This window comes from Methanoregula sp., assembly GCF_049686655.1.
Taxonomy (GTDB): domain Archaea; phylum Halobacteriota; class Methanomicrobia; order Methanomicrobiales; family Methanospirillaceae; genus Methanoregula.
Genome location: NZ_JBAVIG010000024.1, coordinates 1 through 24,101, shown reverse-complemented (window position 1 = coordinate 24,101; position 24,101 = coordinate 1). Strand labels below are relative to the sequence as shown.

Annotated in this window: 20 protein-coding genes; 10 read left to right on the top strand and 10 right to left on the bottom strand. The window is 57.6% G+C overall.

The genetic code is table 11. From position 1 onward, the window contains the following. Positions 1–93: 93 nt before the first annotated feature. Complete coding sequence (gene glgP, locus WBL42_RS03285; RefSeq protein WP_424719841.1) at positions 94–2,265, bottom strand: alpha-glucan family phosphorylase; 2,172 nt, start codon at positions 2,263–2,265, stop codon at positions 94–96. Positions 2,266–2,399: 134 nt separating this feature from the next. On the opposite strand from glgP, the gene WBL42_RS03280 reads away from it, so the two are divergent. From WBL42_RS03280 to WBL42_RS03245, 8 genes are all read left to right on the top strand, one after another. Continuing rightward, on the top strand, positions 2,400–3,641 hold the full coding sequence (locus WBL42_RS03280; protein ID WP_424719840.1) for an ADP-dependent glucokinase/phosphofructokinase: 1,242 nt from the start codon (positions 2,400–2,402) through the stop codon (positions 3,639–3,641). A 334-nt stretch (positions 3,642–3,975) separates the two neighbouring features. Continuing rightward, complete coding sequence (locus WBL42_RS03275) at positions 3,976–5,430, top strand: glycoside hydrolase family 57 protein (protein ID WP_424719839.1); 1,455 nt, start codon at positions 3,976–3,978, stop codon at positions 5,428–5,430. Beyond that, positions 5,412–6,554, top strand: coding sequence for a glycosyltransferase family 4 protein (locus WBL42_RS03270; RefSeq protein ID WP_424719838.1), 1,143 nt, complete (start codon positions 5,412–5,414; stop codon positions 6,552–6,554). Before WBL42_RS03275 ends, WBL42_RS03270 begins: the two co-directional genes overlap by 19 nt. Further along, positions 6,551–7,819 carry a glycosyltransferase family 4 protein gene (locus WBL42_RS03265; RefSeq protein WP_424719837.1) on the top strand — a complete coding sequence of 423 codons (1,269 nt, stop codon included), beginning with the start codon at positions 6,551–6,553 and terminating at the stop codon, positions 7,817–7,819. The genes WBL42_RS03270 and WBL42_RS03265 overlap by 4 nt, the downstream gene beginning before the upstream one ends. Then, positions 7,816–9,507, top strand: coding sequence for an amylo-alpha-1,6-glucosidase (locus tag WBL42_RS03260; RefSeq protein WP_424719836.1), 1,692 nt, complete (start codon positions 7,816–7,818; stop codon positions 9,505–9,507). The genes WBL42_RS03265 and WBL42_RS03260 overlap by 4 nt, the downstream gene beginning before the upstream one ends. 24 nt (positions 9,508–9,531) lie before the next feature. Beyond that, positions 9,532–10,494, top strand: coding sequence for a phosphoribulokinase (locus WBL42_RS03255; protein ID WP_424719835.1), 963 nt, complete (start codon positions 9,532–9,534; stop codon positions 10,492–10,494). 82 nt (positions 10,495–10,576) lie between these two features. Then, a complete protein-coding gene (locus WBL42_RS03250) occupies positions 10,577–11,617 on the top strand; it encodes a 6-phosphofructokinase (RefSeq protein WP_424719834.1) in 1,041 nt (346 codons plus the stop codon). Beyond that, positions 11,614–12,369 (top strand): glucose-6-phosphate isomerase family protein, encoded by a 756-nt coding sequence (locus tag WBL42_RS03245; RefSeq protein ID WP_424719833.1) that lies wholly within the window; start codon positions 11,614–11,616, stop codon positions 12,367–12,369. The genes WBL42_RS03250 and WBL42_RS03245 overlap by 4 nt, the downstream gene beginning before the upstream one ends. Positions 12,370–12,503: 134 nt before the next feature. On the opposite strand, the gene WBL42_RS03240 is transcribed toward WBL42_RS03245, so the two are convergent. Together WBL42_RS03240 and rnhB are read right to left on the bottom strand one after the other, a co-directional pair. Further along, positions 12,504–13,814 carry a site-2 protease family protein gene (locus tag WBL42_RS03240; protein ID WP_424719832.1) on the bottom strand — a complete coding sequence of 437 codons (1,311 nt, stop codon included), beginning with the start codon at positions 13,812–13,814 and terminating at the stop codon, positions 12,504–12,506. A 73-nt stretch (positions 13,815–13,887) separates the two neighbouring features. Beyond that, entirely contained in the window at positions 13,888–14,526 is a 639-nt protein-coding gene (rnhB, locus tag WBL42_RS03235) for a ribonuclease HII (RefSeq protein WP_424719831.1), read from the bottom strand. A 55-nt stretch (positions 14,527–14,581) separates the two neighbouring features. Between rnhB and WBL42_RS03230 the strand changes: the two genes are divergently transcribed. Next, positions 14,582–15,250: a potassium channel family protein gene (locus WBL42_RS03230; protein ID WP_424719830.1), complete on the top strand. Its 669-nt coding sequence runs from the start codon at positions 14,582–14,584 to the stop codon at positions 15,248–15,250. On the opposite strand, the gene WBL42_RS03225 is transcribed toward WBL42_RS03230, so the two are convergent. Then, on the bottom strand, positions 15,239–16,435 hold the full coding sequence (locus WBL42_RS03225; RefSeq protein ID WP_424719829.1) for an NAD(P)/FAD-dependent oxidoreductase: 1,197 nt from the start codon (positions 16,433–16,435) through the stop codon (positions 15,239–15,241). The genes WBL42_RS03230 and WBL42_RS03225 overlap by 12 nt on opposite strands. Beyond that, positions 16,425–16,601, bottom strand: coding sequence for a 4Fe-4S binding protein (locus WBL42_RS03220; RefSeq protein ID WP_424719828.1), 177 nt, complete (start codon positions 16,599–16,601; stop codon positions 16,425–16,427). Before WBL42_RS03220 ends, WBL42_RS03225 begins: the two co-directional genes overlap by 11 nt. Positions 16,602–17,074: 473 nt before the next feature. Here WBL42_RS03220 and glnA point away from each other — a divergent pair, with 473 nt between their 5' ends. Continuing rightward, entirely contained in the window at positions 17,075–18,523 is a 1,449-nt protein-coding gene (glnA, locus tag WBL42_RS03215) for a type I glutamate--ammonia ligase (protein ID WP_424719891.1), read from the top strand. A gap of 212 nt (positions 18,524–18,735) precedes the next feature. Here the strand turns inward: glnA and WBL42_RS03210 are convergent, their stop codons facing one another. From WBL42_RS03210 to katG, 5 genes are all read right to left on the bottom strand, one after another. After that, positions 18,736–19,938: a radical SAM protein gene (locus tag WBL42_RS03210; protein ID WP_424719827.1), complete on the bottom strand. Its 1,203-nt coding sequence runs from the start codon at positions 19,936–19,938 to the stop codon at positions 18,736–18,738. Then, positions 19,935–20,429 (bottom strand): Lrp/AsnC family transcriptional regulator, encoded by a 495-nt coding sequence (locus tag WBL42_RS03205; protein ID WP_424719826.1) that lies wholly within the window; start codon positions 20,427–20,429, stop codon positions 19,935–19,937. The genes WBL42_RS03210 and WBL42_RS03205 overlap by 4 nt, the downstream gene beginning before the upstream one ends. Further along, positions 20,410–20,919, bottom strand: a complete 510-nt coding sequence (locus tag WBL42_RS03200) for an AsnC family transcriptional regulator (protein ID WP_424719825.1) — start codon at positions 20,917–20,919, stop codon at positions 20,410–20,412. Before WBL42_RS03200 ends, WBL42_RS03205 begins: the two co-directional genes overlap by 20 nt. Before the next feature lie 20 nt (positions 20,920–20,939). After that, positions 20,940–22,013 carry a radical SAM protein gene (locus tag WBL42_RS03195; protein WP_424719824.1) on the bottom strand — a complete coding sequence of 358 codons (1,074 nt, stop codon included), beginning with the start codon at positions 22,011–22,013 and terminating at the stop codon, positions 20,940–20,942. Between the two features lie 75 nt (positions 22,014–22,088). Beyond that, the coding region (katG, locus tag WBL42_RS03190) for a catalase/peroxidase HPI (RefSeq protein ID WP_424719823.1) at positions 22,089–24,101 on the bottom strand (2,013 nt) is incomplete at its 5' end.

Sequence of the window (24,101 nt, the reverse complement as noted above, 5' to 3'; positions counted from 1 at the left end):
CGGCCGGATTTCGAAATTGCTTGCAAATTTCCTGGGAGTACGATATGGCTCATCAGCAAATCGTTCTCCAGTTGCGGTCATTGCCGTTCCATCTCATACCGTTTTTTTCCCGGCCGATGCAAACGCAAGGGCAGGATCGTATCCCTGGCGGACGTATTCCTTCACCATCCTTCGTGCCGAAAAGTGTGAGGCCGTGCTCCGGATCGCCTCCTTCATCTTCTTCACCCACATATGCGGAAAACCATCGTTCGAAACCGTGTAGTAGAGAGGTACTACCTCGCGTTCCAGCAGATCGTAGAGCTGGCCTGCGTCGCTCCAGTCCCGGTTCTGTGAGGATACTGCGTCACCAAACGCCCAGCCGTTCGTGCCGTTGAAACCTTCAATCCACCACCCGTCCATGATGCTCATGTGGAGGACTCCATTGAGTGAGGCCTTCATGCCACTCGTCCCGCAGGCTTCGTTGGGAGGCAGGGGATTATTCAGCCAGACGTCCACGCCATGGACAAGGTACTGCGCCATCTGCTCCCCGTAATCCTCGACAAACGCAATCCTTCCCCCGAAATCCTGCTGGTGGGCATACCGGTAGACTTTCTGGATGATCCGCTTTCCCTCGTCATCGGCAGGGTGGGCCTTTCCCGCAAAGATGATCTGCACCGGCCGCCACCGGTTGTTGACGATCCGCTTGAGCCGTTCCATATCCTGGAAGATGAGATCCGCCCGTTTGTAGGTAGAGAATCTTCTCGCAAACCCGATCGTGAGTGCGTTTGGATCGAGAAGGGCCCCACCGGAGACGACGTTGACGGGGTCCGTGCCCTCGCTCACCCATTTCCGCCGCTTGTGCTCCCGGATCCGGTTGACGAGCTTCCGCTTGAGCTGGACGTGTACGGCCCAGAGTTCTTCATCGGGGATCTCGTTGATCATCTCCCAGATGAGAGGGCTGTCATGCTCGGAGAGCCAGCTCGGGCACGACGGCGAGAAATAGGTGTTGAAGAGCAGCTCCATCCGTGGATCGAGCCATGTCGGGACATGGACGCCGTTCGTTATGTGGCCGATGGGGGGAATACCTATGCCTGATTCTGCAAAGAGCCGCTTCCACATATCCCGCGCCACTTCGCCGTGCCTTTTGCTCACGCCGTTCCGGAAGGCACACATCTTCAGGGCGAACGCGGTCATGTTGAAGAGACCCCCGGCATCCTGCGGTGCCCGGCCCAGGCCAAGGACGGTCTCGCGGGAGGTACCGAGAAGGGAATAATACCGGCCAAAATATTTGTCTATCAGGGCATGCGGGAAGGCATCGTGCCCGGCAGGAACCGGTGTGTGGGTAGTAAATATGCTGGTGTTCTGCACGTGTGCATAGGCTTCGTCAAAGCTCATCTTGTCTGCCACATTCTCCCGGATACGCTCCAGCAGCGCAAACGCGGGATGGCCCTCGTTCAGGTGGATGATCGTGGGGCGGATGCCAAGGATATCGAGGACATAACTCCCGCCGATCCCAAGGACAATCTCCTGCCGGAGGCGCTGTTCGTTGTCGCCGGTATACAGGCGGCTGGAGATCATCCGGTTCGCGGGATCATTCTCCTTTATATCGGTATCAAGGAGATAGAGGGGGATCGTCCCGATGTCGACCCGCCAGACGGAGACATAGATCGGGGGATCGATGAACGGTACCCGGGCGACCAGCTGGGTATCATGATTATACATCACCCTTTTTATCGGCGATGCATCGCGGTTCAGGACCTCATTGATGTTCTCCTGCCAGCCGTCCGGCCCGATGTGCTGGTGGAGGTAACCCTCGGAGTACATGAACCCGACTGCGACGAGAGGCAGGCCGAGATCGCTCGACTCCTTGAGATGGTCCCCGGCAAGAAACCCGAGGCCGCCGGCATAGAAGGGGAGGGAGTGGTGGAGACCGTATTCGGCAGAGAAATACGCAATCGTATGGCCATGGTTGTGGGAAAAATGTTCCGTGTACCAGCTGTTCCTGCTCGCAAGTTCCTGCCGGAACCGGGACATCACGATATCGTAGTGCCGGAGGTACAGGGGATTTTTCGATGCCGCGATAAGGGTTTCTTCCGGAAGTTCAGAGAGCATCCGGACCGGGTTATGGGTGCTTTCTACCCAGGCCTGGGGGTTCAGCTGCTTGAAGACCATCTTTGCAGCGGGGTTCCAGCTCCACCAGAGATTATACGCGAGATCCACGAGTCCCGATATCCGTTCCGGGACGTGCGGGAAATCATTACGGAGCTTGTCGGCCACGACACTCATCAGTATGTGTGTAGTAGTGCATAGGGTTTTTAATAGTATTGGATTGGTGGCTGCCTGCCCCGCATTTCTTTTAGCCATAAGGTGTATGCAATAGTTGAAAAGGACGAATGTCCAAGAGGAGGCTGGGATGTTTCATGGAGGATCGCACATGGTATGACCTCTACCGGGACCTTGAACCACCAACTCTCGGCAGGACGGTTGTCGGGTTCAACGTAAACATTGACCGGATCGTCCCTGTTACGGCGGACCTGCTAGCATCACTGCCACAGGTGCAGGGGGAACTTGCCGTATTCCGGAACAGGCTGTACCGCGCCATGCAGACCTGCACTGCCGACGAACTGTTTGTGCGGGATACCACGGTGTACGGAGAGTTTATCCACCATTTCAGCGGGAACAGTACCATTGGCGGGCAGGCCGGCATAGCCGCAGTCCAGCTCGCATCTGCCGGTGCTCCTGAAGTGATCTGCATCACTCCCTCCATGGGCGTCACTACCCGGGTGATTCTCCGGGAGGCCGGTGTCACAATCCCCGGTCCGGAACGGGTTTCCTCAGAACAACCTGACACGGTCCATCTTGTTCTCGAATATTCCCCCGGCCTTGTCCCCCTGGCCCCCGGCGCAGTCGCCCGGAACAACCGGTTCATCGTCTCACCGCTCCACGATCCCTCAACCATCCTCCTCAACGAGGAGATAACCGGGGAGTTCCGGAAGGCCGCCGCCTCCTGTGACCGGGCGTTCCTCTCCGGGTACCAGTATCTTACATCTGACAGGGAATTTTCGATCGCTGCCGACCAGCTCCTTGTGGCAAAAAAGCAGAACCCGCACCTGAGAATCCATGCGGAGTGGGTAACCGTTGCGGATGATGAGATCACGAGGCGCTTCGTAAGGTATATACTCCCCCACGCCAGCAGCCTTGGCCTGAATGAGCGGGAACTCGGGTTCGTTTACCAGTGCATGAACCCTGCGGTCTCCCAAAATCACGGGCAGGCAGCAGGTTCGGCAGGCACGCTTGCACAGCAGGCACGGGAGATCTGCCAGTCGACCGGTCTCGTGCGGCTGCACCTTCACACGTTCGGGTACTATATGGCAGTCTGTAAAGACCATTCCTGTCCGGAAAAAACCCGTGACGCCCTGCTCTTTGCCTCCCGGACCATTGCGCAGTCCGCCGGAAGAGCAGAGCCCGGTATGGTCCCGGAGGGGCGAAAGGCGCTTGAAGATATTGCAGCTGCATTCGGCAGAGACGTGTCACCGGGCATATTCCATTCTGGAAAATACCACGTGATCGTTATACCGTCCCTGATCGTTCAGGGAGTCACAAAGACTGCCGGTATGGGTGACAGGATCTCATCCCTCGCGTTTGCAGCAGACCCGTTCTGATACCGTTCATTAAAAAACACGGAAAACAACCGGTAATCCCCGGAATTATCTGCTGCATTTCTGAATAGGGAATCCGGATAACGAAGATTTTAAAAATAAAATACTCCGGAAAGATCAGGTAATTTTTGAAAATTCCCGATAGATATAAATCATAGTTACGGGATGTAAGTGTGCTAGGCCAAGTAACTATCCGCAGGTACACCTGATATTACCAGAGCCTGAAGTCTCTCCATTCACGCACCGGCAATCCATGTAACACCATATACCGGTCAATATCACCGGAATCCCTTATACCTGGCGGATCGTTCCCTTTGTCCAGTGGGAAGTGTCTGCTATGCCACAAATATGTGTTGGGTTTGAGGTCCATCAGCCATATCGTCTTAACCGGTTGTTTGCCCCAGCCCCGAAACTGAAAAAGAAAGATCTGTTCGACCAGTATTTTGACGGCCTCAACAAGGAGATCCTCCTGCGGGTTGCCGAAAAATGTTATGATCCCGCCACAAAGATCATTCTCGAAAAGCTTGACGAGGGATTTGCCTGTTCGTTCTCGTTGTCCGGCACTCTTATCGAGCAGCTGGAGAAGTGGAGCCCCGATACCCTCTCGCTCTTCGAGGCCGTTGCCCAACACAGGAATACGGAACTGATCTCCCAGACGTATTACCACAGCATTGCCAGTTGTTTTTCTGACAAGACCGAGTTCCGGGAGCAGGTAAAACTGCATTCCGACCTGATGTTCGATCATTTCCGTGTCCGCCCGACCATCTTTGAAAATACCGAATTTACTTTCAACAATGATGTCGCTGCCACGGTAAAGGATATGGATTTTGCCGGTATCTTCACGGAGGGCGTGGACCGCATCCTCGGGTGGCGCAGCCCGAACTATGTGTACGAGTGCCAGGGAATCCCGGTGATGCTGCGCAACACTACCTTGTCTGACGACATCGCATTCCGGTTTGCCAACCGGACATGGGACATGTACCCGCTGACGGCAGATACCTATGCCCAGTGGATCGCGTCCTCACCCGGCGATGTGATCAATATCTTCCTCGATTACGAAACGTTTGGCGAGCATTTCTGGCAGGAGACGGGCATCTTCGACTTCCTGCGAAGCCTGCCATACGAACTTGCACAGCGCGGCGTCGAGCCCGTGCTGCCGTCGCAAGTGGTAGCCCGTAATACGCCAGTGGGGGAGATCGATGTACAGGAGACCATCTCCTGGGCAGACCTGGAGAAAGATACATCGGCATGGATGGGAAACGAGCGCCAGCGGACCGCCTTCCATGCGATCCAGAATGCAAAGACTTACGCAATCGACAAGCCGATCTGGCGGTACCTGCAGACGAGCGATCACTTCTACTACATGGCCTCGAAATACGGAACCTGCGGTGAAGTACATACCTACTTCAGCCACCACGATGCTGAGGACGCGTTCAAAACCTACATGAGGGTACTGGCAGACTACGAGTCCCGCAACGTCCGGGTGATGAAGAACAGGAAGTCGGCCAAGACCCTGCGGACCCTGCCCCCGGAACTGGCATTCCATTTTGCAGGTCCCTCCGGGTTCATTGGGCATGCTGCTTATAATCTGGACCAGTTCGAAGAGCAACTCTATATTGTACCCATTGATTCGATCTCATACCACCAGGAGCGGGAGGACTTCTACCATTGGATCAATGACGTGCTGGAGGACCAGAAACTCGCGGAGAGTATCCGGGGACTCCGGGAGCGGCACGAACTGACAACTGCCGTGAAAGAGAGGAGAGAGTTGCTATGGAGTCATTTAAAGTAGCGTACTTCTGCTGGGAGTCGATGTACGGGGAGCGGGTCGGGGGACTCGCCAACGCCGCTACGCACCTTGCCGAGACGCTCGTAAAGCAGAACCACGAGGTCCATTATTTCACCCGGGGCACGGTACCGGACCAGGCCATAAACGGAGTGCAGTACCACTACTGTAACCCGCAGGGGGGAAATATCGTCGAGTACTGCGACAACATGAGCAGGAGGATGGTGGAGCAGTTCCGGAAGGAAGATCGAACAGGGAAATTCGATTTCCTTCATTTTCATGACTGGCACCCCGTTCAGGCGCTCCATTACCTGCAGGAACGGGACACGATCCTCACCTTCCATTCAACGGAATACGGGCGGAACGGCAACCAGTTTGGGGACTGGTGGGAGTTCCGCGAGATCTCCGGCAAGGAATGGTACGGCGGCCTTGTCGCAAAGCGCGTGACTGCTGTCTCCGCCACCCTGAAAAACGAAGTGATGACACTCTACAACATACCGGATAGCAAATGCGAGGTGATCCCAAATGGCGTCGTTCCCAAAGAGTTCCGGGCAGAGATCGATCCCGGCGAGGTGAAAGCTGCCTATGGGATCCATCCCTATGCCCCTATGATCCTCTTTATCGGACGGCTCGTGTACCAGAAAGGCCCTGACCTGCTCATTGAGGCAATACGCACGGTCTGCCAGCACCGCTGGGATGCACAAGTCGTGGTTGCCGGCGACGGGGGGATGAAGCAGTACCTGCAGGAGCGGGCACGCGACCTGCCGGTCAACTTTGTCGGGTATATCCCGGACTCTGAATACATACGGCTGTTGAACGCGGCGGATATTGTTGTTATACCCAGCCGCAACGAGCCGTTCGGCCTCGTCCTCCTCGAGGCATGGAGCGCGGAGAAGTGCGTGGTGGCATCCAATGTCGGGGGACTCTCAGAGAATATCGACGGGTTCGTTAACGGGATCAAGGTGGGAGTGGACTCCGAATCACTGGCATGGGGGATCAATACCATGGTGGACGAACCGTGGAATGCCGGCGCTCTCGGGAAAAGGGGGCGGGCAAAAGTGAACCGGCTCTTCCTCTGGGGCCCGATCGTCCAGCGGCTGACGGACACGTATGCCCGGGTCGTAACATGAAGATCGCGTACTTCGTCGATGAGTTCCCCCCGTTCTTCCGGGGCGGCCTTGGGACGTATGCTATGGAGATCACGAGGCAGTTCATTGCCAAGGGGCACAGCATTACGGTTTTTTCCCGGAACACCGGAAACGATCCGACTTCCGACACCTGGGCCGGTGTCGAAGTGCACCGGCCCCGCCTGATGACGTTTCCTGACATATTCTCCATCGTAAACCCGGAGGAGGTCAAGAACTGGGACCACAACGGCCAGAATTTTTTTGCCGAGACCGTACTGTACAATGTCCTCTCGGCTTCAAAACTCGTGAACCAGCTGGTGATAAACGAACATCGCCGCTACGACCTGATCGTGGCGCACGACTGGATCGCGGCCCTGGCCGGCATCATCTGCAAGCGAAATCTCAATATCCCGCTCATCTTCCATTTCCATTCCACGGAGCAGGGAAGGAACCCCACCGGGTCGCTCACTATCAAGGATATCGAGCGGCTTTCCGCTATGACGGCTGACCGTATCGTGACGGTATCCTATGCGATGCGGGACGAGCTGGTGAGTTTCGGGTACCCGGAGGCGAAGATCCGGGTGCTCCATAACGGGGTAGATGCAGAGAAGTACGATCCGGCGAAGATCCCAAAACGCCAGGCAGATGCATTCCGCGAACGGATCGGTGTCGGCACCTCGCCCATGATCTTCTTTATCGGGAGGCTCACGTGGGTGAAAGGGGCCGATCCCCTCATCCTCGCCATGCCCGAGATCATCAGGGAAATCCCGGATGTGAAACTCGTCCTCCTCGGGGTGGGAGACCAGGAGCAGCTGCTGAGCCAGATGGTCCGCGACCTGCATCTTGGGAAGAACGTGATCCTGCACTTCAAGATGGTGCCGGAAGCGGAACGCCTCGTCTATTACGCGGCAAGCGACGTCTGTGTATTCCCCTCGAAATACGAACCGTTCGGTATCGTCTGCACCGAGGCGATGTCCATGGCAAAACCGGTAGTAGTCGGGGCACGGGGCACGAGCGGGTTTCGCGAACAGGTAATCCCCTCGGGGGACAATATCTGCGGTTATCATATAGACCCGTACAACCCGTCCGATATTGCCAAATATATCGTCAGCATCCTCAAAGATCCTGAGCTTGCAGCAAAGATGGGAAAGAACGGGCGGCAGCGCGTCCTCGATCATTTCACATGGGACCATATTGCCGATGAGACGCTCCGCGTTTACCAGGAGGTCGTGGACCAGCACGCCGCTTATACGGAGTCCGGTGAATGACCCTCCTCTACGGGCGGGAGATGCAGGCAGGAGAAACAGCCCGGGGTCTTGAGTACCTCATGGCCGGGGAGCATACATACTGCTCCTCTTCAGCGGGTGGAAATACCCGGAAGTATCACGGGCTCCTTGTCCACCGGGGCAGGGTGTACCTGGCCGCCCTCGACGAGCAGGTCAATGGCGTACGGATTTCGGCGCAGCAATACCAGGGAACCACAGGTGCTGCCGGGCTACCGTACCTCTTTTCCCTCTCACTCTATCCACCCTGCTGGACTTTCATGGTCGGGGATGTGCTCGTCCGGAAGACGATCTCATTTAACCAGGGTGTAACCATCACGTACGCGGTCACGGGGGAGGCATTCCTCACCATCCGTCCGCTTATCACGGACAGGTCGGTCGACATGGTAGTGCGGGACCCCCGCCCGGACTTTGAGGCAGACGCCGGGGGGATCCGCTGGAACGAGGTCAAGCTCGAAGGGGATCTGCCGTTCAGGCAGGACCCTGTCACCTACTGGAATGTCTGGTACGAAAAGGAGCAGGAACGGGGCTATGACCCGGTGGAGGACCTATTCTCTCCGGGATATTTCGCCGGCACGGTCCGGGACGGATCGGTCTCGCTGCGGTGTTTCCTGAGCAACCAGGTGCCGGGGAAAACTGCTGCACAACCTTCCCCGTCATCCCCCCGCGAATGGCTCGACCATGCTGCTGATACCTTCTGCCACCATGACGAGATATCTGCCGGATACCACTGGTTCCGGGAGTCCTGGGGCAGGGATTCAGCAATCAGTATCACCGGTCTCCTTATCGAAAGGGACAGGAAGGATACTTCCCAGGCAGTGCTCAGGCGTCTCGCCCAGAAGATCGATGCCGGGGTGATCCCAAACCGTTTCCCGGACAACTACCATTCAAGCGATGCCTCCCTCTGGTTCATCCATGCCCTCGGCAGGTACCGCCGCCGCTGGGGTGATGACCGGTTCATCGCCGGCATGCGCCCGGTGGTTGCCGAAATTCTTGAACAATATCCCTCGTCAGGAGTGGCGACTCTCGATCACGATCTGATCCGCGTAGTCCCGCGGAGCACGTGGATGGATACGGCCTTTACTCCCCGGGAGGGCAAACCGGTAGAGATCAATGCCCTCTGGATCCATGCGCTTGACGAAGCAGAATCCATGGGAATCATCCCCCCGGTCTCAGTGGAATCGGCAACGGACGCATTCAAAGCGTTCTGGAACGGGGAGGCACACTGCCTGTACGACTGCATCGACCCGGTCGATCCGTCAGTCCGCCCGAACCAGGTGATCGCGGTGGCCCTTGGCCTCATGGAACCGGAACAGGCTACAGCTACGCTGGAGACCGTAACCCGGGAACTCCTGACACCGTACGGCCTGCGCACACTCTCGCCCCGGGACCCGGCGTACCGCGGGAAATTCAATGGTGACCCGAGTTACCACAACGGCTGCGTCTGGCCATGGCTCACGGGATGGTATGTAGAAGCACTCATCAGGAACGGCCGGGACCGGGATACGATCGCCCCCCTGCTCCTCCCCATTCTCTCCCATATCCGGGAGGCCGGCGCGGGGTACATATCCGAGATCTTCGATGGGGAACCACCATTCCTGCCCCGGGGCTGCATTGCACAGGCCTGGAGTGTAGCAGAGATCTCGCGGGCCTGCCGTATGGTCTTTCCCTGAAAAAAACGGGAGGGGATATGAACCATGCACCACCCGAACTTCAAGGACACGATCGCTGCATCGCCGTATATTTTCACAATCGGCGTGACGGGCGACAGCGGTTCAGGCAAGACCACGTTCACCCGGGGAGTGCGGAACATCTTCGGGGACGACCTCGTCTCCACCATTACACTTGATGATTACCACGGCCTTGACCGGGCCGGCAGGTTTGCCGCCGGTATCACCCCGCTCGACCCGCGTGCGAACCGGATTGAACAGCTCGAACAGGACCTGATCCGGCTCAAGCGGGGAGTGCCGGTCGAGAAGCCATCCTACAACCATGCCACCGGCACCTTTGATCCCCCGGCAATCTTCCGGCCAAAGAAGATCCTGATCCTCGAAGGGCTCCATACGCTGTACACGGAGACCCTTCGCAAGTACCTCGACTTTACCCTCTTCGTTGACCCTGACCGGGAAGTGAAGTACGACTGGAAGATCCGACGGGACATGAACAAGCGTGGCTATACCCGGGAGCAGGTGATGCGGGAGATCACGGAAAGGGAACCGGAATATGAACGGTACATTATGCCCCAGCGGGAGTTTGCCGATGCGGTGATCGGGATCGGACACTCCCGGTACGGCCGGGACGCTGGCAGGAAATGGAATGTATACCGGGTCACACTCGTCCAGAAACGGCTGCAGCAGAGCCTCGGGAATATCGATCTCTCCCTCGACCTCTACTCCATCCTCTCCCTCTCGGAAAGGAACTTCGCCCTTGAGTTCGAGACCGGTGAGAAAGGCGGACAGCGGATGGGGAAGATGATCATGGACGGGGAATTGAGCGAACATGTGGTGCGGAAACTGGAGCAGAACATCGAACGCCAGACCCGGGTCTCACCTATCTCCATCTTCAAGCACCGGCAGTATGTAACTGCTGGCGACCTTGCCCAGCTGATCCTCTGCTGGCGGATCATCCACCGGAGAATATTCATGGAGACGAGCCGGTGAATATGCTGTTTGAACGGGAAGCAGGACAGGGCGCCGGAAAAGGTATTACCTGTGAGTGGAAAGGGATGGTAAGGAGATTTCGATGAAAACCATTGGGGTACTGACTGGCGGGGGCGACTGCCCCGGACTCAACGCGGCAATCCGTGCAGTGGTCCGGGCAGGTATCCGCAAGGATTGTGAGACACTGGGAATCAGGAATGGCTGGCAGGGCCTCATCGACGGGGATGTCGAGCCGCTCACCGATTTTTCCGTCTCGGGAATCCTGCCAAAAGGGGGAACCATCCTCGGGACGTCCCGTACCAATCCCTTAAAAGAGGTCAGGGATTTCCAGAAGATCCAGCAGAACATGAAAAAATTCGGGCTCCATGCCATCGTTGTCGTAGGCGGGGACGGGACCCTTGCGGCGGCGCGGGACGTGGCGGAGAAAGGGATCCCGATCATTGGGATCCCAAAGACGATCGACAACGATATCGTGGGAACTGATGCATCCATCGGCTTCGATACGGCCGTGACGACCGTGACAGAAGCGATAGACAGGCTGCACACTACGGCAGAATCGCACCACCGGATCATCGTTGTCGAGGTTATGGGGAGAGACGTAGGCTGGATCGCCATCATGGCAGGCATAGCCGGAGGAGCTGACGAGATCCTTATCCCGGAAGTTCACTTCACTATGGAGGAGGTCTGTAAAAACCTCATGGCCAGGTACGAGGCCGGCAAGAAATTCTCTATCGTGGTCATTGCCGAAGGTGCGCACCGGGAGGATATCGGGCTGCCACCGGTACCCGACCATATCCGGGACGAGTGCGGGCACGAGAAGTTCGTGGGCGTAGGCAACCTGCTCGGGAAAGAGATCGAGCGCAGGATGGGGGTGGAGACCCGGGTGACGATCCTCGGGCATGTCCAGCGGGGCGGTTCACCCACTCCCTATGACCGGGTGCTCGCAACCCGCTTTGGCGTGGCAGCAGTGCAGCTCATACAAGAGGGGAAGTTCGGGACAATGGTAGCCCTTGACGGGTACCGCATCCGCAGCGTCCCGCTCAGGGACGCGGTCTCGCGCCAGAAGACCGTCGATGCCGGGTTTTACGAGCTGGCTAAGCTGGTGATCGGCGGCAGGAAATGATGGCCGGACAAAACGCATACCGGGAAAAGGCAGGGTATACGGGCCCTGTCCGCTGGAAAGGCCGCCTGCCTGTACCATCGATACGGGAGGCCGGTGAACTCGCAGGCGTGCTCGCCGACCCGCACTGTACCTGCACCGGCCCGGTATATTACATGTACCGGGACGTGGCGCGATCACCGGCAGACCACCAGTGGCTTCACGAACAGGATATCCGATTCGATATCACGATCATTCCCCCACGGGATCTTTGCGGGGAATGGATGAAGACCAAAGGGCATTACCACCCGGAGAGCCGGTCCGGTACCGGTTACCCGGAAATATACGAGGTGCTGGAAGGCGAGGCGCACTACCTGATCCAGACCAGGGACTGTTCTGACGTAGTGATGATCGCAGCTACAACCGGGGATATTGTTGTTGTTCCCCCGGGATATGGCCACGTCACGATCAATCCTTCCCGCACGGCCGTTCTCCAGATGGCAAACCTCGTCTCCTCGGCGTTCGAGAGCAACTACCTGCCCTATGAGAATCTCCGCGGAGCGGTCTTTTACGAGATGACATCCGGGACGTTTGTGAAAAACCCGCTCTACCCCGGGCGGCCCCGGTTGAGAATCGTCAGGGCAGGCCACATTGCCGGTGTGACGGACACAGTAAACGATCCCCTCTATGATCTTGTCGAACAGCAGGCTCCGGTCCTCGGTTTCCTCAACCATCCTGAGAAATACCGGGCACTCTTCTCAAGGATCTATCTGTAAGTGTACCGAAGTCCGGGTGAAATCCACAGGAACCGGGCACAGGGAATAGTCGCAGCACAAGACCCGGAAAGAAAGATTGCCGGGACAGCCCGCATTAACCCTAAAGTAAAATGTTTATCGGGATGAGGAATTTTCTAGACCATTCCCATCTGGAAGAGCTTTGGCAGGATGAATATTGCAATAATCACGGCCACCATGATGTAGCTGACCGCTGCCACCACGTAGCCCGAGTACTTGATCAGGCCTTTCCGGTCAAGGAGCCGGTCCACTCCTTCCTTCATAATATACCCGCCATCGAGCGGGATCAAAGGCAGGGCATTGAAGGTGCCGACCACGAGGTTCCACCAGCCACACCAGAAGAGGAGCTGGATCACGAGCCAGAAGTGGGGGAACGGGACGCTCCACATCGCGGAAGCTGCTGTATCATTTATAAGGATCATGAATGATCCCCATCCGGCGGGGTCAAGGATCACATAGATAGGAACGGCAAGAAGGATAAGAAATCCGAGCGGGCTTGCCATGTTATTGAATACCTGTTTCATATACCCGGTATCATAATAGGAAACGCCCATGAACCCGCTCGTCTTGTTGCTCATCCCGGCAGGCCATGCAGCAAGCGTCAGGGTACGCGACTCAGGGGTTCCCCCGTTATCGACGGCAAGTATGAGGGTATCCCCGGGTTTCGTCTTGTCCAGCACCCGGGCCACGTCATCCGTGGTCGGGACGCTGACCCCGTTTATCTCCTTTATTATGGAATCAGGCGGCACTCCGGCAACATACGCCGGGGAGTCAACGTAGACCCCGTTGACAAAAGGAACGGAAAGAGGCACGGCAAACCCGAGGAGGAAGAGCATCAGGCCAAAACAGATCACACCGACAAGGATGTTATTGGTAATGCCGGCCCCAAACATCCGCATCTTCGGCAATCCCTTTGACCGCTCCTGGTCTTCCTCGTCAGGCTCAACGAAGGCGCCGATGGGGATGACCGGAACGAGGATACCCATCGATTTCACCCGGATGCCTTCGACCCGACAGAGGATCGCGTGGCCGAACTCGTGGACCACCATCGTAATGATCAGGCCCACAATCACCGCAATGGTTAAGGGGATGAAATCGTTCAGGCCGGGGACAGCAAAGATATTGTTCAGGTTATTTACTGCAGTAGGGGCCGGCTTCTGGACGATGGTGGTCTGGAGTGCACTGACAAGGAGGAGCGTCATCAGTACCGATACGACAACGACCATGACGACACCGATGGTACCATAGATCCGGAAGAAGGTCCGGTAGCGGGCAAACCAGTCAAAAAAACCGACCCTGTCGGTCTTGATCGCCATGATCGGACCATAGAAGGTGATATGGTTCTCCCACAGTTTCCGTGCATGGATATAGTACGCCAGAACTGCGTAGATAAGAACAATTCCCAGCGCGAAGAGAAGCCAGTCCATCAATAATTATGGCATTTTAATAAAGATAAGACCTATCCAGAAAATGCCTGTCGATGCGAATCCCAGGGCAGGATTAGAAATCCATGAGGGAGCGCTGGGTCCTTTTTGCCAGCATCGCGCTGATGGTCTTCCAGCTTCTCCGGGCTATGGGCGGGGGTGACCCGTGCTCCCCGATCCACGTCTCCAGGAACCGGATCGTAACCGGGTCTGCAGGATAACCGCTGCCGATGTCCCCGTATTTTTTTGCAAGGGTCGCTATCACCCGGTCGCGGGTCACCTTGGCGATGATGCTTGCAGCCGAAACCACCGGGAACTTCACGTCCGCGTGGTGCTCGGAGATGATCTCGCACTCTCTCACGAGATTGCCTTTGACCATTTCCGCGTACCGGAAGGAGTTGACATCACAGGCGTCCACGTAAGCACAGGATGGTGAGAGTTTGTCAATTGCCCGGGCATGGGTCCGGGCCATCGCTGCATTAAGAGTCATCTCGGTCCGGATCGCGTCGATATCCTGCGCGTCGAGCCTGATCGTTGCAACCCTGCACCGCTTCCGTATGAGAGGGTAGAGACGTTCGCGTTCCTTTGGGGAGACAGCTTTTGAGTCCCTGACTCTGAGCCCGTCGAGCGCGTTTTCGGAGGGCACTGCCACTGCCGCCACAACGAGCGGGCCCAGTACCGAGCCCTTTCCCGCCTCATCGACCCCGCATATCACACCCAGAGCTTGACGCGCAAATTATTTTAAATGCCGGTGAAGGTAACCGGTAAGCATGTACATCATCATCGTAGGACTCGGCGGTATCGGGAGAAATCTCGCGAAGATGGCAGTGGAACATGCCCATACCGTTGTGGTAATCGACCAGGACGAGGCCCGGTGCAGCGAAGTCCTCGAGCACTACGATGTGCTGGCCGTAACCGGCAATGCAACCGACAAGACGATTCTCGAGGAGGCGGGGGTAGACCGGGCCGACGCGATGATCGCCACGACGAGCGATGACTCGGTCAACCTGATGACCTGCTGGCTGGCAAAGAAGTTCCGGGTCCCAAACGTAGTCGCAATCGTCAACCAGCCTTCACATTCAGACTTTTTCAAGGAGGTGGGAGTCAGGATCAGCGAGAACCCGGATGAGCTCGTTGCATCCCGGCTCTATTACTGGACCCAGAACCCGCAGCTCCAGCAGCTCGCCTCCATTCCCGGCGGTACGATCTTCGAGATCGTAGCCGAGAACGGTGCCCCTATCGTGAACCACGAGATCCGTGAGCTCAAGGTGAAGGACTTCGTCTTCATCGCGCTCCGCAGGCAGAACGGGGAACTGATCATCCCGAGCGGCAGCGTGCGGATCCAGGGTGGGGATATCTTCACGGTCTTCACGAAAAAAGAGGCCGAGGACGACTGCCTCCGGCTCCTCAACAAGCAGCTCAAAAAATCATCGGATTGATGCCGCAAGGGCACCGAGCTCAAGTACCAGCTTCGGGTTTACCCGGATAATCTCTTTTATCAGGTTGATGGTGGAGAATTCCTTAAGGTTCAGGTTCGAGACCGAGTGAATGATTTCGTTGAGTTTGGTATCGGGCTGTTTGATCAGGTATTCCTTGATGTGGTAGTTGCGCTCGATCGCCTTACCCATCTTGGATGCCCGCCATGCCTTGTCATAGACCATGAGACACTTCTTCGAGACATCGCCTTTCCCGATACAGTCTGCTGCCACTTCAGCAGCTAGCCGGCCTGTGAACATCGCGTTGTAGATGCCGCCACCGGTGAGGGGGTCGACGACACGGGCTGCATCGCCTGTGATAAGGAAGCCGTCTGCAACTGTGCAGTCCAGCGGCCGGCAGACCGAGACCCCGCCGGGGATATATTCGATCGTCTTCCCGTCAGGAAATGTCTTTTTCACAAACCTGTCGAGGTAATCCTTTGCCCGGTGGCCTTCCCCGCTCTTCTTCCCGGAGATGCCGATCCCGACATTTGCCGTCCGGTTGCCCTTGGGGAAGATCCAGAGGTACCCTTCCGGCGCCACTTCGTTGCCAAGGTAGAAGATTGTTGAATGGGGATCGATGTCGATATCGGTCATCACGTACTGGACCGAACTCATGATCTCACGGACCGGGACGGTGGTATCGATGCCGCACCATTTCGAGAATTTCGATTCCACACCGTCAGCTGCAATGACCACTTCGGCTTTGACATCCGTAACCTTACCGCCGGCACTGATCTTCGCGCCTTTCACAAAACCGTTCTCCATGATGGGGGCGGCAGCCCGCGACTTCACCGCAACATCAGCACCTGCCTCCGCCGCCTTCCAGACCAGTTCCCGGTCAAAGAACTTCCGGTCAAGGACATAGCCAACCTTGCTGCCTGCCATGGCTGATTCCAGTTTCATGAAAAAGCCGTCGGGGGCTACGATCCCTGCACCGGTCATCTCAGCCGAGATCCAGCGGGGATCGGGCTCGATGAACTCCAGGAGGGCTTCCTTGCCGATCCCTTCTGCACAGCGGACCGGGGCGCCAATCGCCGGGCGCTTCTCCACTATGCATGCAGAGAGGCCTTTCTCGACCGCGGTCTTTGCTGCAAGCGCTCCCGCAGGGCCACCGCCGATGACCAGCACGTCGTACTTATTTTTCATGGACTACCTCCAGGGCACCAAGGGGGCAGACTTTTGCACAGATGCCGCAGCTCGTGCAGTTCTTCTCCACGGAAAGGTACGCATCGATCAGTTCGAGAGCACCCTCCGAACAGACAGAGACACAGCATCCGCAATATCCACAAATATCCCGATGTACTTTGAGCATTGAGAGATCATATTGGCGTCTTGTTTCATTAATATTTACGGAACACGGTCATCCGGTTCTGATTATAACGCACTCAAAAAATCCTGCCGGGACGGGGCGATTCGTTCTCCCGGGTCTCTGGTGAGAATCCGGTTCCGGAATAGGTATGGGGAACATATTTATATGATCAACAGAAGGATGCTTCTATTGGGAGTCCCGCGTCTGCTGATTATTCATCACTGGACTCCCCGGAATCAGATGCTGCTCTTCGTTATGAAAATTGCACATGTTCAGTTTTTTCGTTTTGCGGCAGGATGATCTGCGCACACATCTTTATCAACAATTTTTAAATATAGTTACATAGAAAGATACTTCCTAGTGCAGACCCGGCATGATCAGAATGCCAGTTTATTTTGCACATGCGTTGAGCACCGTTTCAGTGCGCTCGTAGGTTGGATGGTGTTAGAATGGCACAAGCGAATAAACCAAAAAAAATGACTGAAGTGACAAAAGAGCAGATCAGCGGAGTTCATTCCCTGATCAAAAAGAAGAATATCCAGATCGTTGATTTGAAATTCAACGACCTGCCGGGCCTCTGGCAGCATTTCTCAATCCCTGCTTCGGAACTGAACGGCTCCACGGACCCCAAGTCAGGAATCTGGTCGGAAGGGATCGGCTTTGACGGCTCCTCCATCCGGGGGTTCCAGAAGATCCAGGAATCCGATATGCTCCTGTACCTGGACACCTCCACCGCGGTCGTTGACCCGGTCTGTGACGTGCCCACGCTCTCGATCATTTGTGACGTCTACGATCCCCTGAGCAAAAAAGCATATTCACGCGACCCGCGTTTTATCGCCCAGAAGGCAGAGGAGTACCTCAAGTCAACCGGGATTGCCGATGAGAGTTACTGGGGACCCGAGTACGAGTTCTTCCTGTTCGATGATGTCAGGTACTCGCAGACGGTCAACCAGGGATTCTATTCGGTGGACTCTGTCGAGGGCAGCTGGAACTCCGGCCGCGACGAGCAGCCCAACCTCGGGTACAAGCCGCGCTACAAGGAAGGATACTTTCCGGTGCCTCCCCATGACTCGCTCCAGGATGTCCGGAGCCAGATGATCCTCAAGATGATCGAGACCGGCATCCCCGTCGAAGTGCACCACCACGAGGTGGCGACAGCAGGACAGAACGAGATCGATATGCGGTACAGTTCCCTCGTCAAGATGGCAGACTACTGCATGATGTACAAATACATTGTCAAGAACATGGCCCGGGACTTTGGCATGGTCGCAACCTTCATGCCCAAACCGCTCTTTGGCGACAATGGATCGGGCATGCACACCCACCAGTCACTCTGGAAGGACGGGAAGAACCTCTTCTTCGACCCGAAAGGATACGGTATGATCAGCCAGACCGCAAAATATTATATCGGCGGTCTCCTGAAGCATGCAAACGCGCTCATGGCATTCTGTGCACCATCCACCAACTCCTACAAGCGGCTCGTGCCGGGATACGAAGCGCCGGTCAACCTCGTGTACTCGCTCCGTAACCGCTCCGCTGCTGTCAGGATCCCGATGTACTCCGAGAATCCCAAGTCCAAACGGATCGAGTTCCGCCCGCCGGATCCGATGTGCAACCCGTATCTCTCCTTCTCGGCGCTGCTGATGGCAGGTATCGACGGTATCAAGAAGAAGATCGACCCCGGCCAGCCGTTCGAGGGCAACACCTACGAACTCGAAGGAAAGGCAGCCAAGAAGCTCCCCACCGTCCCCTCATCGCTGGAACAGGCGATCGATGCACTCGAGGCGGACCACAAGTTCCTACTCGAGGGGGACGTCTTCACGCAGGACGTCATCGATGTCTGGATCGAGTACAAACGCTCCGAGATCGACGGTGTCAGGCTCCGGCCCCACCCGTGGGAGTTCCACTTGTACTTCGATATGTAACTAACATCCTCTTTTTTTCACAACCGTTATACCCTGCCAGCGGAATCCGATGAATCCCTGCCTGCACGAATCCGGATGCGCGTGAACGCGCTCTATTTCCCGTCGCTATGGAACAGGCCCGTCGTTCCGTTGAACAGGAATTTAATCGTACCTGCACCCGGTCAGTCGATGAACATGTGCTGCCCGGGAGAGGCGTACTGGACAAGAATAGACTACTTCAGGGTGTCTGGATCCCGCTCAGGGACGTAGCAGAACGGATCTTCAGCGAGGAAGTCCCCGGATGCGGAATACGCACGCACCCTGCACCCGCCGCCGCAGATTTCGCGGTGGCTGCACAAACCGCACCGGCCCCCGAACTGGGCCTGTTTGTCGCGGAACCGGGCGAGTACGGGGTCGTCATCATTCCCCCAGAGCCCGCTGAACGGCATATCACGGATGTTCCCGACGAGAAACTCCGGTGAGCGGGCGAACTGGCAGGGATATACGTTTCCCCGGGCATCGATATTTGCCACCCGGGTGCCGGCGCTGCACCCACCCTTTAATGATGCAAGCAGCCTGCGGGCATCGTCAAGATCCGCTGACTTGTCCTTTTCCATGGATGCAAGCAGGTGGATACAATCCTGCGGGGCATCTACCGTAAGGAACTCCATGGATGCAGAGTCTGTTTGCTTCGCTTTTTGGTAGAGAAGACTGAGGGCTTCGGTCACTTCGTTTCTGTCCAGCTGCAACCGGCTATAGGAATCGATCCCCCGTCCCGTGGGCACGAGCCAGTACAGGCAGAAACGGGATGCGCCAAGCGCAAGGGAGATGTCGACCAGCGCTCCGAGTTCCCGGCAGTTTTCCTTTGTGAGCGTAACCCTCACCCCGCACCGGAGCCCGGCCTCTTTGCAGGCGGCAAATGCTGAGAGGGTCTGCTCAAATGCACCCGGAGAGTTCCGGAACCGGTCATGGGTCTCAGCAGTAGCGCCGTCCAGCGAGATCCCGGCGTACTCGATCCCACATCCTTTGATCATCCTGGCGATGTCAAGTGTGATTAGCGTCCCGTTGGTACTGAGCGCCATCTTGAGGCCACGGCTTCTGGCATGGCATGCCAGCTCCCGGATATCCTCACGCATAAGAGGTTCCCCGCCGGAGAAAAGGATGAGCGGGACACCCATGTCTGCAAGGTCGTCGATGACATGCATCGCTTCTTCTGTGGTGAGTTCCCCCGCCGTCTCCCGACCGGGTCCTGACCGGTTATAGCAGTGGGTGCAGCTCAGGTTGCAGAGGTCCGTGATGTTCCAGAAGACCACCGGCCGGTACATGCCCGAGAATGCAAGATACGTGCTGGGCATATCTGCCTGCGGCTTATGACGGTGGCGCATCAGACCGCTGACCGTACCCCGCCCGTGCAGGCACTGGGTAATTCGGTTCATATCAGGCCGCCCCCATTTTCTCCCATCCGCACATTCGGCACGCGTTTGAATTCTTCCGTACTGAAGAGCACGACATAGTTGGTGATCCCCGTTGTCTCTGCAAGCCTTTTGACCTGTTCATGCACACCCGTGCGGCTGCGCCCATGATGGACCGTGTAAAGCGTATAGTCCCACCGGCCGGGGACCGGCTGCCGCAGGTAACAGTGGGAGACACCGGGGAAGGATGCAAACCGTGAATGAAGGTCCGGGCATACCGCCTCCGGCACTTCCCAGGCCACAACGGCATTTGCCGTGATCCCTATCCGCCGCTGGTTGATCCGTACCCGGAATTTCCTGATGATCCCTTCCTCTTTGAGCTGCCGGAGACGCTGCAGTACATCCGTACCGCTGATGTGGAGACGCTCTCCCAGTTCCTCAAATGGTTCGCTGACGAGCGGGAGCCCGTCTTCCAGTTCCTTCAGCAGGGAACGGTCAGTCAGATCCGTGGGCATCCGCCTCCTCATCCGGGCAACAGGAGAATCTCACATCGATCTTATAATGCTGGAGGGTGGGCAGGTTGAGCATATCCGTCTCCGGAATTCCGGTCCTCCTGAGGATTTCATCGAGTACCTGGCAAATCCGCTCGTCCGTTGCCGCAGCAAGCGTAAACCAGATCGCGTATTTGTGATCCCGCCGGTAATTGTGCGAGACTTCCGGATACCCGTTGATGATCCGGACTACCTCAGCGACCTGTGGTTCAGGTACACAAAGGGCAACGAGCGTTCCTGCAGTGATCCCCAGCCGCCGGGATTCCAGTACCGGGGACACGCCCCGCAGGATACCGGCTGCCTGGAGACGCTCCATCCGGAGGAGTACTTCGGGCTCGGCAATACCCAGCCGGTCCGCGATCGCTTTCCACGGACGGGGAATGAAAGGGATATCATCCTGGAGCACATTGAGAAGTTCCAGGTCGGTCCTGTCATAGTTTGCATCAGGAGGCATTGGAGGCATTCTTCCGGGAATTATACCACCTCCTCGGGTTTATAAGGGCACCACGGGTCTTCACCGCAGCACTCCCCGTTGAGCGTATCCGGTGTTGCAAGGCCGTCGCACCAGAGCGGGGAGGCGGCATCCTCCCGCCGGTAGGCCCGGGCCCTGCACCCGCCACAGCTCGTTTTGAAACTGCACCGCCCGCACTTCCCCGTGAGACGGCCAGGATCACGGAGTACAGTAAACAGCGGGGATGTATTCCAGATATCTGCAAACGGGGTAGTCCGCACGTTGCCGGCGCTCACCGGCAGGTACGGGCAGGGGGTCACGTCACCGTTCGCAAAGATCCGGCAATACGTAATACCGGCGAGGCAGCCGCGTCCCCACGTGGGATTGGCAATGCCAAGACCGTCCGCAATCCTGCGGAACTGCGGGGCGCAGGTCGGGCGAATGTTGAGATCGGCGTCCCGGTAACGGATGAGGACCTGCCGGATCAGCTCCTCGTACTCCTCCGGGCTGCGTGGCTCGATCTGCCGTGCCCTTCCGGTGGGGATCGGGAAGAAGAGCTGGTAATCACGGACACCAAGGGAAGTCCCCAGCCTGATCACCTCTTCTACATCGCGGATATCAGACCGCATCACCGACATGTTGACCTGGACGGCGATCCCTGCATCGCGGCAGTGCCCGATCGCCCGGATGGCCTTCTCCCATACGCCGTCAAGGCCACGGAATGCGTCGTGAGTAACAGGGTCGTCCGAATCCAGGCTGATGGCCACAGCCCGGATCCCCGCTTCCCGGAGATTTACCGCAGTGTCGTGGTCGATAAGGTACCCGCTGGTGCCCATGACCATCCGGAGTCCCTGCTCCGTGCCATATCGTGCGATGGCATAGATATCCTCCCGGAGGAGCGGTTCGCCGCCGCTCAGCACAACGACCGGCCTGCCGGTAGCCCGGATCTGGTCGATGACGGAAAATGCCTCCTGCGTGGAGAGGACACCGTCAGCTTCCCGGTCTCCTGCGTCTACGTAGCAGTGGGAACACTTCAGGGGACACCTGAGCGTGATGTTCCACGAGATGATACGCGGCGCACCGGGTGCACCCTTCAAAGATTCAGCTCTTTTGATACGCGTTTGCCGGGTTCCGTGTCCGCTTTCATGAGGTTCTCCGCCATACAAAGACGTTTATGCTTGCGATCCGGCGAGATCGAAGCGATCAAGGTTCATCACTCTGGCCCATGCTGCCACGAAGTCCTGGACAAACTTCAACTGCCCGTCTGCGCTCCCGTAGACCTCGGCCAGAGCCCGGAGCTGGGAGTTCGAACCGAAGATAAGATCGACACGCGTGCCGGTCCACCTGGCTTCACCGGTCCTGCGGTTGCGCCCTTCGAATATCTCCCTGGCGTCCGATACCGGCTTCCACTCCGTGCCCATTTCGAGCAGGTTTGTGAAAAAGTCGCTCGTGAGCGCTCCCGGGCGTTCGGTGAAGACGCCGTGCTGTGATCCGCCGAAGTTGGTGTCCAGCACCCGCATCCCGCCAACGAGCACCGTCATTTCGGGTGCGGTCAGGGTCAGCAATTGCGCCTTGTCAATGAGCAATTCCTCGGCCGATACGGCATAGCGGGTCTTCTGGTAGTTGCGGAAGCCGTCCGCCTTTGGCTCGAGCACGGCGAAGGAGGCCACATCGGTCTGCTCCTGCGAGGCGTCCATGCGTCCCGGCGTGAAGGGAACCGTCACCTCGTGACTAGCCTTCTTCGCAGCCTGCTCTACGCCCGCGCAGCCGGCCAGGACAATCAGGTCAGCCAGCGATACATTCCTGCCGCCAGAGGTGGCGCTGTTGAAGGCGTTCCGGATGTCCTCCAGCGTCTCAAGGATCCTGGCCAGTCGGGCAGGCTGGTTGACTTCCCAATCCTTCTGCGGCGCAAGGCGGATGCGGGCACCGTTGGCACCACCGCGCTTGTCGGAGCCACGGAAAGTGGATGCCGATGCCCAGGCGGTCGAGACCAGCTCTGGCACAGACAGGCCGGAAGCCAGGATCCTGCCCTTGAGGGAGGCGATGTCCTCCGCATCAATCAGTTTGTGATTGACGACAGGGATGGGGTCCTGCCAGATGAGCTCTTCGGCCGGAACCTCCGGGCCGAGATAGCGTGAGCGCGGACCCATGTCGCGGTGCGTCAGTTTGAACCACGCCCGGGCGAACGCGTCCGCGAACTGGTCCGGGTGCTCGTAGAAGCGCCGTGAAATCTTTTCATAGGCAGGGTCGAACCGCAGGGAGAGGTCCGTGGTCAGCATGGATGGCGCATGACGCTTTGACGGGTCGTGCGCATCCGGCACGGTTCCTGCGCCTGCGCCGCCCTTCGGCTTCCACTGGTGTGCACCGGCCGGGCTCTTCGTCAGTTCCCATTCGGAACCGAACAGGATCCGGAAGAAGTTGCTGCTCCACTTCGTTGGCGTGTTGGTCCAGGTCACCTCCAGGCCGCTGCCGATCGTGTCACCGCCTTTGCCGGTGCCGAAGCTGCTTTTCCAGCCGAGACCCTGCTCCTCAATGCCCGCCGCTTCAGGTTCAGGCCCCACGTGGGACGCAGGGCCGGCGCCGTGGGTCTTGCCGAATGAGTGACCACCGGCAATGAGCGCAACCGTCTCTTCGTCGTTCATGGCCATGCGGGCGAACGTCTCGCGGATATCCCTGGCCGCCGCGATCGGATCCGGGTTGCCGTTCGGGCCTTCCGGATTGACGTAGATCAGCCCCATCTGCACGGCAGCGAGCGGATTTTCGAGGTTCCGGTCGCCGGTGTAGCGTTTGTCATCCAGCCACGTGTTCTCAGAACCCCAGTAGACCGCTTCTTCGGGCTCCCAGACATCTTCACGACCGCCAGCGAAGCCGAAGGTCCTAAATCCCATCGACTCCAGGGCGACGTTGCCGGCAAGAATCATGAGGTCGCCCCATGAAATTTTCCTGCCATACTTCTGCTTGATCGGCCAGAGCAGCCGGCGCGCCTTGTCGAGGTTCACGTTGTCGGGCCAGCTATTGAGGGGCGGGAAGCGCTGCTGGCCGGCACCGGCGCCGCCGCGACCGTCACCGGTGCGGTACGTGCCGGCGCTGTGCCATGCCATGCGGATGAACAAGGGCCCGTAGTGGCCGAAATCCGCCGGCCACCAGTCCTGCGAGCCGGTCATCAGCGCCTGCAGATCCTTCTT